The sequence below is a fragment of the Microcystis sp. Msp_OC_L_20101000_S702 genome (assembly GCF_007095705.1).
GTDB classification, from domain to species: Bacteria; Cyanobacteriota; Cyanobacteriia; order Cyanobacteriales; family Microcystaceae; genus Microcystis; species Microcystis ichthyoblabe_A.
In genome coordinates this window covers 1-16,884 of sequence record NZ_SFBO01000113.1, presented here as the reverse complement: position 1 = coordinate 16,884, position 16,884 = coordinate 1, and the positions used below count along the sequence as shown (strand labels likewise).

Sequence of the window (16,884 nt, the reverse complement as noted above, 5' to 3'; positions counted from 1 at the left end):
CAGAGAAACCAGATTTTTTCAATATTCAGAATTTCCAGCTTTAAAAATCTTTTTAGTTTTTTTCTCCGACTCTCAAACAGGATTGGTATTGGTAGTGCTTCTGCTAATATCTCTAACTTGGCTTGCTTTAGTATTTGCCAGGTTCCAACTATCATTAACAACAGTAGATATCCGGCTCGTCCCAGTTCATTTTCTAACACTTTCTGGTATAGTTCACTTATCATTTTCGTTATCTAGGTCATACATAGTAAATATGACCTATCTTTTTTGGGATTCTGTGTCTGTATTCCATGCTAAATAAGCTTTTCAGCTTGCTTGTTCCCCTGTCAGAAATTTAGCTCTGCCCTTTTTTCTCTTTCCTTGGCATCTATTTCTTCCATTTCTGCATTTTGGACTAATTCTTTGGCTCTTTTTATCGTCATGGGAACTCTACTTATCCATTTTAGATGTTGAATTAGTTAAAGATTCTCTTGACTATATAAGGCACTGTCACAGACCATAATACTGTCAAATTTTATTTGTTTTTTAAATTCTACTAAGATTTTGCCAAAGACAGCTTACCCTTCTTCATTTCCATCTCCAACTCTCACAAATAATGGTACGTCTCCATCCTGGGTTGTTATTAAGTCTAAGACGCATTCTTTCAAATCTGGTCGATGGTCACGAGAATATCCTTTGGTAATAATTATTGGTCTTTCTTTGATAATCTCTTCTTCTTTTTTCTCTTTTTTTTCTTCACTTTTATATTCTCCATCTAGATGAAATGATGTGGCATCTAGATGAGAATATTTTGTCTCTATTTTAAATTTGTTGATTAGCATTTCCCGCTTCTTGCACCGTCAAAACATCATGCCCCAAATTTCTCAACAATTCCACAACCGGCAAAGGAAACTGCTCATCTGCGTAAAAACGTGCCATCCCCTAAACTGCCTCATTCTGCTCAATGAGCAAATCAATCTCATCTTCATGAGCTGCCGCATATACCCAAGCATTAGCTAAATCCGTAGCCTTAATAGTCGGATAACTTGTTAATAAATCAGCATCACTATAACCAAGACGACGAGCTTCTACTAACACCCAAACTGGAATTCTTGTATTGGCAATGCAAGCTTGTCCGCCGCAAACTTTAGGCGTTTTCTCAATTCCCTGCCAATCACCACCCAGACTTTGAGCGAGTAACTGGATTACCTGCACTTTTTCGCTAGGTTTGAGGGCAAGAAGTTGCTCTTCTAACTCTTTGATAATCACAGGCTTAAATCCTCATAAAGTTTTGGCCAATTATCCTTAATCATTTTACCAGAAAATTTGGGTTGAAAACCTCCCACTTTTAGTAGAGTGTAAGGTGCGTGTTTGCGGCTATCAATTCGGTCAAAAAACTAAAATTAACAATCTGCTTTAACGCACCACCTTTATCATTCGGTTTGTCTGTGTCTCCCCAGGACTTTAACCCTCCCTTATTTTGCTCTTTTGCCCTTTGTCTCCCGCCTAGCGGCGGGTCGATTTTTTTGAGAAAATTGAGGTAGTGTTAAATCGATCGCCACAATCTCTACATTGACGTTTTGGTTTACCATTATCTGTAGAATCATTTTTGCTGAAGTTTGCGAATCTTTTGTCAGAAGACAAGATTCTAAATCCTTTAAAATGCCTCTTAGCTGACAGCTTAGTCGAATAAATCTACATTTCATAGCCAAATTTATTGGCATCTACTTCTTGTAAATTAATATCGATTAAACCGTATTCTGACCAGCGTTGGGAAACCTTGACCGCCATGGACGGATCCGACTCCAAAGGTTCCCCCCACTCGTGGTCAGTTTCAGGATACATTTTTGTCGTGGCATCAATTCCCATTCTCCCCCCCAAACCGACCTTTTCGCTGGCAAAATCGAGGCTATCAAAGGGGGTTTCCGGGAGAATAAACACATCGCGAACCGGATCCACTTTAGAACTAATTGCCCAAACCACTTGCCTGGGGTCGCGAATATTAATCTCCTTATCGACGACGATGACAAATTTAGTATAGGTGAACTGGGGTAAGGCACTCCAAAAAGCTAAGGCCGCTCGCCGCGCTTGTCCGGGATAGGCCTTATCAATGGAGATAATCGCCGCTTTATAGCTTAAAGCTTCCATCGGTAGGAAAAAATCCCTGATTTCCGACACCTGTTGCCGTAAAATCGGTGTATAAATACGATTAAGAGCGATCGCCATCATCGCTTCTTCCTTGGGAGGACGACCACTAAAAGTGGTTAAATAAATGGGGTCACGACGATGGGTCATGCAGTGGAAATGAATCAGGGGTGAATCTTCCACACCGCCATAGTAACCCATGTGATCACCAAAGGGGCCATCTGGCAATACCTCTCCGGGGGTAATTGTTCCTTCGAGGACGATTTCTGAGTCGGCCGGCACTTCCAAATCAAGGGTTTTACACTTGGCTAACTGTACCCCAGAACCGCCGTACAATCCCGCAAACAGCCATTCTGACAGATCTACGGGGATAGGAGTGGCGGCGGCCATGATAATCAGAGGATCGACCCCTAAAGCGATGGCTATTTCTAATTTTTTGCCCATTTGCGCCGCTTTTCGCAGGTGACGCGCCCCACCGCGCACGGATAACCAGTGGACGGTCATGGTATTGTGAGACTGTAGCTGTAAGCGATAGACACCGACGTTAGGGGTTCCCGTTTCGCAATCTTTAGTAATTACTAGCCCTAGGGTGATAATCTGACCTGCATCGCCCGAATAGGGGCGAATCATCGGAATTTTCTTTAAATCTACTTCATCCCCCTCTAAAATCACCTGTTGACAGGCAGGGAAAAAGTTACGGTTGGGTTTGGCTTTCAGGACATCAAACAACACTTTACCAAAGTCGATCGCTTGGGAGAGTTTTTTCGGCGGTTTCGGTTGTTGCAAGAGGGCGAGTTTTTTGCCTAAATCTTCCAATTCTTCGGGTTTATTCAGGTTCATCGCCCAACAGATGCGTTCTACCGTTCCCATCAGGTTAATAGCGACGGGAAACTCGGCCCCTTGCACGTTTTCAAACAGTAGGGCCGGTCCCCCCACCTGCAGCATCCGATTAGCGATCTCGGCAATTTCTAAATCGGCAGAGACCGATGCACTAATGCGGCGTAATTGGCCACGATCTTCTAAAAGCTTAATAAATCCTCGTAAGTCTCTAGCCATGATGAAGAAATGTAAATAAATCCCTCTCTCTATTATCTCTTAGGGCGGCAGTTTCGGTGGGGGATAGTCACCGTTTTGAGAGTTGGAGGCGATTCTCGTCTAGAATTAAGGAAAAAAATCCCCATCTTACCAGGGTCATTCCTACCCCTAAGTTTATGCTTATTCAGCCCGGAGGTCAACATGATTAAGGATATTGAAATTAGTAATTTTAGATGTTTTGAGCATACCAAAATTGAAGGTTTTGAGCGAGTTAATTTAATTGGCGGTAAAAACAATTCAGGGAAAACTGCCCTATTAGAGGCAATATTTTTATATAGTTATCCCTATCCAAATACTATTAATCACATCAGAGGAATTATTCGTAAGCAATCTTTAGCAGTTGTTCGGGCTGTTCCCAAAAATGCCTGGGATGATTTATTATTCAATCTTGATAGAAAAAATATTATTGAGTTAAAAGGCTCCCAATCTAACCAAGGAGATAAATTGGTAAAAATATCGATTTCTGGTTCTCTTAAAGATAGTGTTCTAGGCATCTCTGAAGACTGGCAAAAATTATACGATTTTATCGCTAAAAATAAATCAGTTATTTCCATCTTAAATATTCACACAAGTTTTGACCATGATCATGACTCAAATGATGAGCAAATGAACTATTTTTTAATTGCTAGTTCTAAGGAGATACTAGCTTTACCTAATGGGGGTGATGAGGAACCAGTAATCATTGCTGCATCTGTCAATAAATCTTTGGAAGAATTGAGCGAGTCCTATACTAAAATAGTTTTTAATGGACAGGAAGAAGAAGTGCTAAAAGCTCTACAAATTCTCGATCCTTCTATTGAGAAAATAGAAAGTTTTTTTCTGGGTGAACCAAATTTATATCTGAAAAGAAAAGAGAGAAAACGCCTACCCATATCTCTGTTTGGTGAAGCTATTAATCGTCTGATAGAGATGATTTTTGCTCTACTCATCAATCCTAAAAAAATTATTTTTATCGATGAAATAGAAAATGGTCTTCACTATACTGCTTACCCAGATATTTGGAAAACTTTATTCCGATTAGCTATCGAACTAGATAGCCAAATTTTTGCCACAACCCATAGTTTAGAGATGATCCAAGCTTTTGCCGATGTGGGGTTAGAATATTATCCAGAACAGGGGGCCTATTTTGAACTAGCAAGGAGTCCCAGAACTGATAAAATTATCGGTATTAAAAGTGAATTAGATATCTTAGATTATGCTCTCAAGCATAATGATCGAATCAGAGGTGAGTAGAATCGTGGCTAATGTAATAATTGTTGAAAGTCAAGATGATGCGGCTTTTTTACGAGCTATTATTGAGCATATTAATGAATCGAATCATTTAACGATAACTATTGTTGAATTTTATATTCTAGACGGAATAGAACAAGAAAATTATCGCAGCCTTGAACAACGACTGAAACGACTTAATAACACCCTGCTTAAAGATGATATTCAAAAGATAGGTATTGTTTTAGATTTAGATGAACAAACCAGAGAAGAAAGACTTGCTCTGGTTAGTCAATGTATTCAAAGAGTTTTTAGAGAAGCAGCCAGGATAGATGATACCCAAAAGCTATTTCAATTAAATGCTTCTACGAATACTCAAATAGGTTGTCATTTTCTTCATGTTAATGAACAGGGGGAACTAGAGACAGTGTTGAGAGAAATTAAAACCCAAGATTCTCCCCATGCTGATTGTGTAGAAGCTTGGCGATCCTGTCTTGCACAAAAAAATATTGATATAAATCGTAAAAAAATTGATAAATTGTGGATTCAAAACTATATCAGGGAAGATACACCATCACAGAATGAAAAAAGAGAGGCTAAGAAATATTGTAATTTATCCCATGCTTTAACCAAAAAAGACATTTGGAACTTTGAGCATGAGGTATTAAATGAACTCAAAGAATTTTTACAACTATTTGCTGTCTAATCAAAAATCCCCCTAGAAATCTAGAGGGATCGAGGGATATATGGAGGGCAATTTAGAAGTAAATTGTACCACCCCAACGCTCGTCTAGACGGGGAGCAACCAACAGATAAGCGGCGACGTTATACACATCATCTTCGGTCAGATTGCGTAATTCTGGGAAGATATCGGGACGGCTAACATTGGGATGAAATTCGCTGAGATCATCTTCACCATCGTAACTGGTGGGATGTTCTAGATAATCAATCAATGCTAACAGATTATCTCTGGGAGGTTCCGCTTTTGCCAGATCGGCCAGACCCAAACTGACGTTATTATTAGTTTTGGTTTTACCTTGCAGGTGGCACTTAGTACAATTGGCGACAAAAAGTTTCTGTCCTTCCGTCGCTTGTTCAGAAGTCAAAGTCACCGATTCCCCTGCATCATTGAGGGTGATGGTGAGGGTTTCTTCATCGAGTTCTAAGGCACTAGCGCCGTTAAGATTGAATTGTAATACAAAAAAGACTACAGCGATCGCTGCCACAATCAAACGTTTGATCATTGTTCTCCTACTCGCAATTGTTCCAAGAAAGGGAATTTTAAGGTGACTAAAAAATTTTCTCCTCTGGGAGGGTGTCGATCGATTCTAAGTGATCACGGACACCGAGAAGATCGCAGTGGGGAATAAAGTCAAGGGGACGTTTCCGTTTTCGAGGCGGTTACTCCTGAGCGTTGGGATAAAATCAGTGAGATAATTGCTTTAGCATCTTCTAGGGCGAGATTAGTCTGCCGATCTTTATAGGAGATGCCTAATTGGTCGCAAAGTGACAACACAGATTCATCGGCCAGATCGTACTCTGCCGCAATATCAGCGATCGATAGATCAGCAAACCCCATAGTCTAACGCACCCACCAAGGATAGAGAATACTTATTAGTTACCATAATTATCATGCCATTGCTGGGGACATTCTTGACAGTGATCAGTTATCAGTGATCAGTTATCAGTGATCAGTTGTGAGTTTTCAGTTCACTGATTACTGTTTACTGTTTACTGGACGGCTACGCCGTGCCTTTGGCAACACTGAAAAAAGCTCCCATCACCCTAAACCCCATCTCCCCACACCCCACACCCCACACCCTACACCCCACACCCCATTCCCTCAAAATTCCCTAATTTTCCCGACTTTTGCCTTTTTATTCCCTAAGATAGAGACTCGTGTAAACAAATTTAATTAAAATCGCAAAAAACCTGAAAAAATACTAAAATGTGATTAAGAATGTTATTTTTAGCGTTGTAAGGCTAAATCTTTCTCGATAACATTGTAATCATACCTCCACACTCTTTTGTACAAAGGACTGCACCTTTGTTAACTTATGGATATACAACTGATCAACATCGGCTTCGGTAATATTGTTTCCGCTAATCGGGTTATCGCCATCGTTAGCCCAGAATCGGCTCCTATCAAACGCATCATCAGTGATGCTCGGGATAAAGGCTGTTTAATCGATGCTACATACGGAAGACGGACTCGTGCGGTGATCATCACCGATTCTAGTCATGTAGTGCTGTCGGCCATTCAACCAGAAACCGTGGCTCACCGTTTCGTGGTCAACAAGGAAGCCCCTGTTAATAGTAGCAACTAAGTTATTAACCCCATGCAACCCGGTCAATTAATCGTCATTACTGGCCCTAGCGGTGTGGGCAAGGGTACGCTAGTACGGCATTTACTAACTCGTTTCCCTAACCTCTACCTGTCCGTATCCGCCACTACGCGCCCACCTCGACCGGGTGAAATTGAGGGGGAAGATTACTACTTTCTCGACCGTCCCAGTTTCGAGGAGAAAATGGCAGCCGGAGAATTTCTCGAATCGGCTGAATACGCGGGCAACTACTATGGAACACCCCAATCAGCGATCGCCGCTCAATTAGCGGCAGGCCAGACCGTCATTCTAGAAATCGAATTAGAGGGAGCCAGACAGGTCTGTAAAAGCTTCCCCGAAGCGAGGAGAATCTTTATCCTACCCCCCAGTTTCGAGGAATTAGAACGTCGTTTGCGCGACCGGGGCAAAGATGCCGAAACAGCGATCGCCCGTCGCCTGGAGCGCGCCCAAGAAGAATTGGCCGCCAGCGAGGAATTCCCCCATCAAATCGTCAATGATGACCTAGAAACCGCCCTAGATGCCATCGAGAAGATTATTTTTAGCCGTTAGCCGTTAGGTGTTAGGGTGTTGGGGTTTTAGTTGAAATTCCCCACTTCCCCACTTCCCCACTTCCCCACTTCCCCACTTCCCATTCTCTAAGTTACCTAAAATATCGGATGAATACCCCCGCTACATTTTTCGATAAGATACTCACAAAAATTAGCGGGGGATGAAATCCGACCAGAATATTAGCAACGGAGCATCGGTTTAATTCCACCATCTGTGGACAAACTGTGTTATAATCTACTTAACCAATGGTCGAGAATTGTTATATGCTAGTCGTAGAAGCAAAGCTAAAAAACGGGACACTAGAGCAATATCACCGGCTTGATGAAGCTATCAAAACTTCTCAGTTTGTGCGTAATTCTTGTGTTCGTTATTGGATGGATCATAAGGGTACAACCCGCAATAATCTCCAAAAACTTTGCTCGGTACTAGCTAACAATAAAGAGACTCCTTGGGTTAATAAATTAAACTCACAAGCACGTCAATCTGCTGCTGATAGAGCCTGGCAATCAATTAGTAAGTTTTATCAGAATTGTCATGCTAATATACCAGAGAAAAAGGGTTTTCCTCGGTTCAAAAAGCATAGTCGTTCTGTTGAATACAAACTAACAGGCTACAAACTATCTGATGATCGACGTAAAGTCAGATTTACTGATGGCTTTAAAGCAGGAGAATTTGATTTATGGTGTAGTCAAAAGACCTTAGTTTATTATTCAGAGCAACAGATTAGACGGGTAAGAGTTGTTAGACGTGCCGACGGTTATTATTGCCAGTTTTTGATTGACGTAGAACGGCAAGAATACCATAAACCAACGGGACAAATAACAGGAATTGACTTAGGGTTAAAGGAGTTTTATACCGATGCTCAAGGCAATACTGTAGAGAATCCACGTTATTTAAGAAAGTCAGAAAAACGACTTCAAAAAGCACAACGACGATTATCTAAGAAATTCCGTAAAGGAAAGAAACAGTCTAAAAACTATCACAAGCAACGGGTAAAAGTAGCTAGGCTTCATCTTAAAGTATCAAGACAACGTAAAGACAAAGCAATTAAAGAGGCTTTGGCGTTAGTCCAGTCTAATGATTTGGTAGTCTATGAAGCTTTAAAGGTAAGAAACTTAGTCAAAAACCGTAAGCTCGCCAAGTCGATTTCCGATGCTTCTTGGTATCAATTCACTCAATGGCTGAATTATTTTGCCAAGATTTATCAGATTGTTTGTGTTGCTGTACCACCGCATTTTACTTCTCAAGATTGTTCAGTTTGTGGGACGAGAGTTCAAAAAACCTTAAGCACTAGAACTCATCAATGTCCTAATTGTCAAACAGTCATAGATAGGGATCATAATGCAGCAATAAATATTCTTAAAAAAGGGTTGAAATATTTGGGAAATCATCTCAACGGTACTGTTGGGCAAACAGAAACCGACCCAAACGCCTTGGGAGAGTCCGACCTCTGGATTTTGAATGGAGACATTGAGAATCTAAGCTGTCTCGTTGAACAAGGAATTTCCGATAGTGATCTGGAAAGAATCCCCCGTCACAGCGTAGCTTGACGGTGGGAGTATGTCAAAATCAAAAAACTAACCGCAGCAGCAAGACAAGAAAGCGCAATGATTCCTACCGTTATTGAAACCACAGGCCGGGGCGAACGCGCCTTCGATATCTACTCCCGACTACTCCGGGAAAGAATCGTCTTTTTGGGACAAGAAGTGACCAGCGACCTGGCTAACCTAATCGTCGCCCAATTACTCTTTCTAGAAGCAGAAGACCCCGAAAAAGATATTTACTTGTATATCAACTCCCCCGGTGGTTCCGTTTCGGCCGGATTAGGGATTTTTGACACCATGAATCAAATCCGTCCCGATGTTAGCACCATTTGTATTGGTTTAGCCGCCAGTATGGGGGCTTTTCTCCTCAGTGCCGGCAAACCGGGCAAAAGAATGAGCCTACCCAACTCGCGGATCATGATTCACCAACCCCTCGGCGGCGCCCAAGGTCAGGCCACCGATATCGAAATTCAGGCCAAAGAAATTCTCTATCTCAAACAATTACTCAATCAACACCTAGCTAGTCATACCGGTAAACCTCTCGACCTCATCGCCGAGGATACGGAAAGGGATTTCTTTATGTCCGCCGAAGAGGCTCTAGACTATGGTTTAATCGATCAAGTCATCGATCGCAGTCCTTCCGCTTCCAACCCTCCCCAGAAATAATTATGATCGGGTAGGCCCTGTCTGCCCAGATTTTGTTGACACTCCCATCGCACTCATGGGATAGAGCTTAAATCTCCCCTTGCGCTCGGTGAGCGTAGTCGAACCGAGCGCAACTCGAGGTGCCAGTTTCCAATATGCCCTATCATAAGTACCTAAGCAAAATTAATTACACATATCTAACCACCTCTTGCCTCTTGCCTTTTGCTTTTTGCCTTTCTTCACTAGGAAATTTATTTTGCACGACTACTTAGCTTTTTTGAGTATATTTAATAAGGACGATAAATATAAATATAAATATAAGTGTTTGGAGAATCAAAATGTGGCGAAATGTGTCGAAGTGCTGTTCTATACTGGTCAGCTTTTCATGAGGGGAACCCTGGGGCGAATTACTTCGCTCCTTTAAAAGCCCCGTCTCATCGGTAAAACATACATAGCCTCCCGGCTGACATTCAAGGTAAAAAATAATAAACTAAAAAAAGAAAACATTCACAAGTATGTTTCCTCTGCTTTAATACTATTGTGATAATTGCGACTTGATCCGTCGATAGAATTCAGCCGTTAGTCGTCAGGAGTCGGTCGTCAGGAAGTGGTAAAATGGGGGAATGGGGAATTCAACTAAAACCCCAAAACCCAACACCTTCTAACTGATAACTGATAACTGATAACTGACTCCCCATCTCCTCACTTATGCAGAATTTAGACGAAAATAGCCTCGATTGCGCCCCTAGTAAACCGGATTTAGCCGAACAAAGACAGGAATTTCGGGGACTTAGCAATAAAGTTTATTTTAATTTCGGTGGTCAGGGAACCTTGCCCAAGGCCGGATTAGAAGCGATTATCGATACCTATAATTTTCTCCAACAAAAGGGGCCTTTTTCAGGACAGGTAAACGATTGGATTACCAAAAAAACGGAACTTCTCAGGCAAGAAATGGCGCAAGAATTGGGAATCAGCCCGAGCAATCTCTCTATCACCGAGGATGTCACTGTAGGCTGTAATATCGCCCTCTGGGGGGTTGATTGGCAAGCGGGGGAACATATTTTACTAACCGATTGTGAACACCCCGGAATTATCGCCACAGTTCGGGAAATTGCCCGTCGTTATCATCTGGAAATCTCCACTTGTCCTATTCGGGAAACTTTAAACGACGGCAACCCCATAGAAGTCATTTCCGCTCATTTACGTCCAAAAACTAGGGTTTTGGTGGTCAGTCACGTTCTCTGGAATACTGGACAGGTTTTACCCCTCAAGGAAATCTCGCAGCTTTGTCATGATAATTCTGTCACCGAAAAACCCGTTTTAGTGGTGGTGGATGCTGCCCAATCCGTGGGTTGTTTGCCCTTAGATTTAAGCACTACTGCCGCCGATTGTTATGCTTTTACAGGTCATAAATGGTGGTGTGGACCGGCCGGTGTGGGAGGATTGTATATTCGTCCCGAAATTTTCCCTAGTTTACAGCCCACTTTTATCGGTTGGCGCGGTATTGAAACAGATAAGCAAGGACAGCCTATCGGTTGGAAACCCGATGCTAGACGCTTTGAAGTGGCCACTTCTGCCTATCCTCAATTTGAGGGTTTAAGGGCAACTATTGCGGTACATAACGCCTGGGGTGATGGGGGACAAAGATACGAAAAAATCTGTCAATTAGCGGCTTATCTTTGGGGGGAATTAAAGACGATTAAAGGGGTGAAATGTTTAAAAAATTCTCCACCCGAATCCGGTTTAGTTTCCTTTCAAATTGACTCGGCCATCACCCCACAAAATTTAGTGCAACAGCTAGAAAAACAAGGGTTTTTACTGCGAACTCTCCTCGACCCCCTCTGTGTGCGTGCCTGTGTTCATTATTTCACTTTGCCCTCAGAAATCGAGCAGTTAGTAGCGGCTATCAAAAAGTTAGTCTAAACTGCGTCGGGGATATTTTTATCCCTCGGCCATTAAGCGCAATAATTCGTCAGTAGATAACTTACCGCTTGCGTCGGTCCCCTCCAATAAACTATCGGCGAGATCGCGTTTATGGTGGTGCAGATCGACAATTTTTTCCTCGATCGTATCCTTGGCCACTAAGCGATAAATCGTCACCGGACGTTTTTGGCCGATGCGGTGAGCGCGATCGGAGGCCTGATCCTCCACTGCGGGATTCCACCAGGGATCAAGATGAATAACGTAATCGGCTGCGGTGAGATTTAATCCTGTCCCCCCGGCTTTTAAACTAATTAAAAATACGTCCCCTTCCCCCGCTTGAAACGCTTTCACCTGTTTCTGCCGATCGCTGGCTGGGGTACTACCATCGAGGTATTGATATTTTATCTGCCGTTGATCGAGATAACTGCGGATAATCGCTAAATGATCGACAAATTGACTAAACACCAAGGCTTTATGCTGATTATCCAATAAATCATCCAGAATTTCCCCGAAACGGGACAATTTCGAGCCGGCTAAATCCAAATCCGGAGCCACTAACTGCGGGTGACAGCAGGCCCGGCGTAATTTCATGATCTCTGCCAGTACCTGGAGATGTTTGGCCCCGGCGGTGCTGTCACTCTCGCTTAATTTCTCCAAAGCACGCCGCCGTAAGGCCTCGTAAAACGCCTTCTCCTCGACGCTTAACTCGATCGGGACTAAAATCTCGGTACGCGGCGGTAATTCCGCTAGAACTTGGTTTTTGGTGCGCCGGAGAAGGAAAGGCCGCACCAGTTTTTTTAACTGTTCGCGAGCGGTTTTATCGCCGTATTTTTCGATCGGGGTGGCGAAACGGCGATCAAAACTTTCCAAGGATCCCAACAATCCGGGGTTAATAAAACGGAAAAGATTCCATAATTCCCCTAAATGATTCTCGATCGGTGTTCCCGTGGTGATTAGTTTAAAATCCCCCCGCAGATTCATCGCGGCTTTCGATCGCTTGGTGGAGAAATTCTTAATCGCTTGGGCCTCATCGAGAACGATTGTCCGCCATTCTACCCCAGCCAACATGGTGGCCACTTCTTCCTGCTGTAATAACCCATAGCTACAGACCAACAGATCAAAAGGTTGCAGTCGATCGAGTAGCGCTTGCCGATCGCCTGTTCCCAGTTGGATGATATTTAAGGTGGGTGCGAACCTTTCCGCCTCACTAATCCAGTTCAAACATACTGAAGTAGGAGCGATCGCTAAAGTCGGTCCCTCGGAGGCGCGGGTTAGGATCACTGCCAGAGCTTGTAAAGTTTTCCCTAATCCCATATCATCGGCCAAACAGGCCCCGGCCCCCCACCGGGCCAGCCTAGCTAACCAGCGAAAGCCTTCCAATTGATAGTCGCGCAATTCTGCCTGTAGAGTTGAGGGGACTTCTGGGGTAAAATCCTGACTCTCCTGAAAGCGTTGTAAATTATCGCGCCAACGTTTATCGGCCTTGAGTTGTCCCACTTCCTCGGTGAGTTCCGAGAGCATCGGGGCAGCGAAGGGATGAAACCGCAAACCGTCGCCGGACTTTTCCGAGAAAGCACGCATTTCCTGTAACCGTTCCCGAAATGCCTCGGTTAGAGCGAGAAATTGACCATCTCCGAGGGGAATAAACCGCCCCGGCGATCCCTCTAGCAATTTCATCAACTCCTGCATACTCAGCACCGATTTCTCCTCTAGGTGCAGTTCCCCACTGACCGCAAACCAATCCCGTTGACTGTGGATATTTAGGTGTAGGTCTTGTAATCGAAGCTGACGCGACACCCGCCATTTTTCCCCTTCTGGCCATTCCACAAGGACGCTATCGTTTAATTCCCGCAATTCTAGCAGTAGATCTAGACAATCCTCTGGATTTTCTAGCCGCCATTCCCCATTTTCCTCCTCAAAACTGATCAGGATCGGACAAGAATCGATCGCTGTTTGGGCCAGTTTTTTCTCTAGAGCTAGATCTCTGGTGGTTTGCAGCCGTTCCCCCTCAATCTCGGCGATTACTGTTTCTCCCCCTTTTCCAGGCCGGAAATAGGGACCGGCTGCCCCAAAAGGACGGCTGAGAACCGCCACTTTTAAACCCTCTCCGGCTGGTAAGAGATGAATCCGGGGTTGACTATCGGCCGCCACTGACCGGGCTGCTTTTCCTCCCCCGATATCGGAATGTACTGTCACTATCCCGGACAGGGAATTGATCGCGGCCAGCACTTTTTCCCGGCCCTTGTCGGGGACTTCTAGGCGGTTGCTTTTGCCGATAATGTCGGCGATGCTTCGGTGTTCTGGCTTGACTTCGATTACCTTAATGCGAGTGGGGGTTTCTTTCCAAATCAGCACTTCTTGGCGATCGCTGAGATCGGGCAGTAAAGACAGGATTAATTTACCCGATTTTTCCTTACTTACTCGCAATTCTGGTTCCCCGGCGACGATTTCTACCCGCGTTCTGGGGGAATCTTCCCAAAACACCAGGGGATGACCGATCAGTTCGATAATAGCCCGGTACTCAAAGTGATACTCGTTCTGGCCATAGTAACTGGATTCCACGAAGATATGGGCGCAAATTTTCAGGTCTTGCGGGGTTAAATAGTCAATTTCCCCAGTTTTTCGCAGACGTTTAAGGGAGACGGGACGGCCGCGACTCCAATTGCCCCGCGCGTCGAGTTTCTGTTCTTTTGGTTGCAGGAAATAATCCTCGGAATGGATAGTGAGAAACCAAGCAAGGCGGACGACGGGGTTGGATTTACCCGGGGTTGGTGTTGGCGCGCACAGATTAGTCAAGGCATTCAGGCACAGTTGCCAAGCTTCTTGGGGTTCGATCGCATCCACCAGGGGGGAAGGGAGATGCCATTTTATAACCACTTCCGCTTCCGGCGCTCGATCGAGTCGGGACAGTAGGGCCCCGGTTTCTAGGGCTAACCAATGGTAGCCGGCCGCCTTGGCATCTTTGTAGAGGGGCAGCAATAGGCGGGGCAGATGTTTTTTAGCGATGCTGCTACTCATCCAGTAGAGACAGATACTATAGATAAGAGTCTCTAGACCCTGGCCCATTTGGTAGGGATTGATCGTCGCGTCGATGATTGCGTCTTTGGCCTGCATATCTCCCTGACGGGCAGCGATGATTTTTTCCAGACGGGCATAGATAGGACTGAAAGGATGATCGTTTTGACGCGCCACCCAACTGGTATAGCTGGCGGCTTCGGCGAGACGTTCGGGGGTTCCTTCTTTGAGGAGGGCAAAAATAAAGGAGAAGCCGCTAATCGAAGAAAAATAGATTTTTTGTTTTCCTTTGGCTTTTTTTAGGGCTTTAAGGGCGAGGGTATATTCTTGGATCGCTTTGCTATTTTCCCCCCCTAGAAAGGCAATCCAACCCCGTATCGCCCCGATTGCTGCTGCTTGGCTTTCCGGGAAGGGGCGATCGAGATACCGACGCACTTTATCGCTTTGTCCTCGGATGATTGCCTGTTCGAGCCACAAATGGCCTTCGGAAACACTGGTCTGGTCTTGACAGAGTTCTTCTAGGAGGGAAAAAGCTCCATCGGCGCGAGTTATTTTTTCAAAAGCCTTGACAAGAATGCTATTTAGTGCTAGGGCTTGAAATTTGGTCGGTTGCGTCCGTAACCAATCCCCATCGAAGGGGTTATCGTAGATGAGGATGAGAAGGTCTTCTAGGCTGGTTTTTGAGGAAGAATAGCTGGTTTTCTGATAATCGGCGATTTGTTGTTCGATCGAGTCGAAATCCTGACGATAGATGGCCAGACGGATTTCTCGGATTAATTGCTCTTTTCCCTGAAAAACTAGGCTTTCATCCCAACGAGTTCGGGGTTGCGCCAGTTTTGCCTTGATAATCTCGGCAAAACGCTTGAATTCTCCCTTGCTAACGCTATCACGGCTGGCAATCTCGACGAGGAGGGGATGACAGCGCGGCCCGTAGCCTTTGTCCTGGGTGATTACTTCCGCTTCTAGGAGGATATCTAAATGGGATTTCAGGGTTTGGCCGTTAAATCGCCGGTTGTTCTCGTCGCGGTAATGAGCTTGATTTAAACAGTCTAGAAAAGTGCTGCGGGCGATCGGTTCATAGATTAGGGAAAAAAAACGGACGATCACCTGATCGAGTGCCGATAATTGTTGGTAGCGTTCGATGAGTTGGCGGCGGATTTGCTCGATATCTTTCATATTCGGTTATATTCGCTGATAATCCTAATCTTTTTGCGGGGATATGACTGCAATTTATGGACGGGTTTCCAAAAAAGGTTCGATATCGATCGGGAACCAATCCCCGTCTAATACCTGTTCGAGGGTGAATATAGACTCTAGGGGAATCGCATTTTTATCGACGATTCTGGCGTTAATCAGGGATTTTCTGGCGGTTAAATAGGCTTTTTTCCAAGAATCGCGGGCATGGTTGACGAGGGTGGCACCATCTATTTTTTGTTCTAATTGCGATCGGAAAGCTGCGATCTCCACTATCCAGTGACGGGCATTCCGTTCTTTTTCCGATTCCCAATAGGATAGTTTGAGCAAGTGTTCGATTAAAACGGTTAATAAACTCGTTATTGCCTGTCTCTCGCTTTTTCCCATGCACTCCACTTCCTCGATCAGGTTTTCCCAGTCCACCAGGTCAAACTCTTTTCGCTTTAACAGTTCGGCGGTTTTTTCTGTCCAGAGAACAAAATCTTCCTCGTAGAGAGCGGTCATCATAGATTTCTCATCCCGACTGGGAGCGCGGGGTAATGGCTCGATTATAACTCTCGATCGCTATCCTGGATCAGCTTCTAGTCCGGGGAATTTTTGTCAAGTTAGAGATTTATCCCCTAGCACAAGTTGTTCTTTTTGTCAAAAAAACTTGTACTTTTTAACAAAAGTACACAAACATTTTGATCAACCTTATTGGCGATGTTATTGTGGGACTAGAGGGGAAAGATAACCTCACTGCTAGAATTTAATTTTCAGACAAATAACCTCAAAGTATAAGTTATGACCTTTACACCAGCTATTGATCCAGATATTGAATACCCCGATAGTGACGGTAAACCCATGGCCGATAATACCGAACAATACGAATGGATCGTTAAAATCAAAGAAAATCTTGAGATTCTCTTTGCTAATTCTCCTAACGTTTTTATTGCGGGGGATCTCCTCTGGTATCCTGTCCAAGATAAAAAAATTACCGGACCGGTTGCTCCCGATGTTATGGTAGTATTTGGTCGTCCAAAAGGAAGAAGGGGTTCCTATAAACAATGGCAAGAAGATAACATTGCTCCTCAAGTGGTCTTTGAAATTCTCTCCCCTTCTAATAGCTTAGAAGAAATGGAACGAAAACTACTGTTTTATCAACGTTATGGAGTGGAAGAATACTATCTCTATGATCCCGATTCTCATAATTTTCAAGGATGGTTGAGACAGGAAGGACTATTAAGTTCTATACCTGAGAT

The 16,884-nt window shown here is 44.1% G+C and carries 15 protein-coding genes and 2 pseudogenes; 8 read left to right on the top strand and 9 right to left on the bottom strand.

What is annotated here, in order from left to right; all coding sequences use genetic code 11:
- The 5 genes and pseudogenes from EWV60_RS12150 to EWV60_RS12130 all read right to left on the bottom strand — a co-directional run.
- Positions 1 to 200 (bottom strand): annotated as a pseudogene (locus tag EWV60_RS12150) (IS4 family transposase); the annotation flags it as partial.
- Positions 201 to 332: 132 nt separating this feature from the next.
- Positions 333 to 818, bottom strand: a pseudogene (locus EWV60_RS12145) (IS1634 family transposase); the annotation flags it as partial.
- Entirely contained in the window at positions 802 to 918 is a 117-nt protein-coding gene (locus EWV60_RS12140; protein ID WP_002737600.1) for a DUF5615 family PIN-like protein, read from the bottom strand. The pseudogene EWV60_RS12145 and the gene EWV60_RS12140, both read right to left, overlap by 17 nt.
- Before the next feature lie 3 nt (positions 919 to 921).
- Positions 922 to 1,248 carry a DUF433 domain-containing protein gene (locus EWV60_RS12135; protein WP_002774079.1) on the bottom strand — a complete coding sequence of 109 codons (327 nt, stop codon included), beginning with the start codon at positions 1,246 to 1,248 and terminating at the stop codon, positions 922 to 924.
- Positions 1,249 to 1,674: 426 nt separating this feature from the next.
- Positions 1,675 to 3,180: a UbiD family decarboxylase gene (locus EWV60_RS12130; protein WP_287232496.1), complete on the bottom strand. Its 1,506-nt coding sequence runs from the start codon at positions 3,178 to 3,180 to the stop codon at positions 1,675 to 1,677.
- Positions 3,181 to 3,360: 180 nt separating this feature from the next.
- Between EWV60_RS12130 and EWV60_RS12125 the strand changes: the two genes are divergently transcribed.
- Entirely contained in the window at positions 3,361 to 4,452 is a 1,092-nt protein-coding gene (locus tag EWV60_RS12125; protein WP_287232494.1) for an AAA family ATPase, read from the top strand.
- Positions 4,430 to 5,134: a DUF3226 domain-containing protein gene (locus EWV60_RS12120; protein WP_353734395.1), complete on the top strand. Its 705-nt coding sequence runs from the start codon at positions 4,430 to 4,432 to the stop codon at positions 5,132 to 5,134. The genes EWV60_RS12125 and EWV60_RS12120 overlap by 23 nt, the downstream gene beginning before the upstream one ends.
- A 52-nt stretch (positions 5,135 to 5,186) precedes the next feature.
- Here the strand turns inward: EWV60_RS12120 and psbV are convergent, their stop codons facing one another.
- Together psbV and EWV60_RS12110 are read right to left on the bottom strand one after the other, a co-directional pair.
- On the bottom strand, positions 5,187 to 5,672 hold the full coding sequence (gene psbV / locus EWV60_RS12115) for a photosystem II cytochrome c-550 (protein WP_287232490.1): 486 nt from the start codon (positions 5,670 to 5,672) through the stop codon (positions 5,187 to 5,189).
- A 128-nt stretch (positions 5,673 to 5,800) separates the two neighbouring features.
- The gene (locus EWV60_RS12110; protein WP_002735525.1) at positions 5,801 to 6,007 is read right to left on the bottom strand and encodes a hypothetical protein; all 207 of its coding nucleotides are present in this window, start codon (positions 6,005 to 6,007) and stop codon (positions 5,801 to 5,803) included.
- Between the two features lie 478 nt (positions 6,008 to 6,485).
- Between EWV60_RS12110 and remA the strand changes: the two genes are divergently transcribed.
- The 5 genes from remA to EWV60_RS12085 all read left to right on the top strand — a co-directional run bounded on the left by remA (position 6,486) and on the right by EWV60_RS12085 (position 11,434).
- Positions 6,486 to 6,755 carry an extracellular matrix/biofilm regulator RemA gene (gene remA, locus EWV60_RS12105; RefSeq protein WP_002737924.1) on the top strand — a complete coding sequence of 90 codons (270 nt, stop codon included), beginning with the start codon at positions 6,486 to 6,488 and terminating at the stop codon, positions 6,753 to 6,755.
- Positions 6,756 to 6,767: 12 nt separating this feature from the next.
- Complete coding sequence (gene gmk / locus EWV60_RS12100) at positions 6,768 to 7,322, top strand: guanylate kinase (RefSeq protein ID WP_002754643.1); 555 nt, start codon at positions 6,768 to 6,770, stop codon at positions 7,320 to 7,322.
- Between the two features lie 263 nt (positions 7,323 to 7,585).
- On the top strand, positions 7,586 to 8,872 hold the full coding sequence (locus tag EWV60_RS12095; RefSeq protein ID WP_287232488.1) for an RNA-guided endonuclease InsQ/TnpB family protein: 1,287 nt from the start codon (positions 7,586 to 7,588) through the stop codon (positions 8,870 to 8,872).
- An 18-nt stretch (positions 8,873 to 8,890) separates the two neighbouring features.
- Positions 8,891 to 9,532 carry an ATP-dependent Clp endopeptidase proteolytic subunit ClpP gene (clpP, locus tag EWV60_RS12090; RefSeq protein WP_223210934.1) on the top strand — a complete coding sequence of 214 codons (642 nt, stop codon included), beginning with the start codon at positions 8,891 to 8,893 and terminating at the stop codon, positions 9,530 to 9,532.
- Between the two features lie 687 nt (positions 9,533 to 10,219).
- The gene (locus EWV60_RS12085; protein WP_287232486.1) at positions 10,220 to 11,434 is read left to right on the top strand and encodes an aminotransferase class V-fold PLP-dependent enzyme; all 1,215 of its coding nucleotides are present in this window, start codon (positions 10,220 to 10,222) and stop codon (positions 11,432 to 11,434) included.
- Between the two features lie 18 nt (positions 11,435 to 11,452).
- Here the strand turns inward: EWV60_RS12085 and EWV60_RS12080 are convergent, their stop codons facing one another.
- Both EWV60_RS12080 and EWV60_RS12075 read right to left on the bottom strand, forming a co-directional pair.
- Positions 11,453 to 15,625, bottom strand: coding sequence for a DEAD/DEAH box helicase (locus EWV60_RS12080; RefSeq protein ID WP_287232485.1), 4,173 nt, complete (start codon positions 15,623 to 15,625; stop codon positions 11,453 to 11,455).
- 54 nt (positions 15,626 to 15,679) lie between these two features.
- The gene (locus tag EWV60_RS12075; RefSeq protein ID WP_287232483.1) at positions 15,680 to 16,150 is read right to left on the bottom strand and encodes a DUF29 domain-containing protein; all 471 of its coding nucleotides are present in this window, start codon (positions 16,148 to 16,150) and stop codon (positions 15,680 to 15,682) included.
- Between the two features lie 276 nt (positions 16,151 to 16,426).
- Between EWV60_RS12075 and EWV60_RS12070 the strand changes: the two genes are divergently transcribed.
- Positions 16,427 to 16,884: Uma2 family endonuclease (locus tag EWV60_RS12070; RefSeq protein WP_287232481.1), on the top strand; the 458-nt coding region annotated here is incomplete at its 3' end.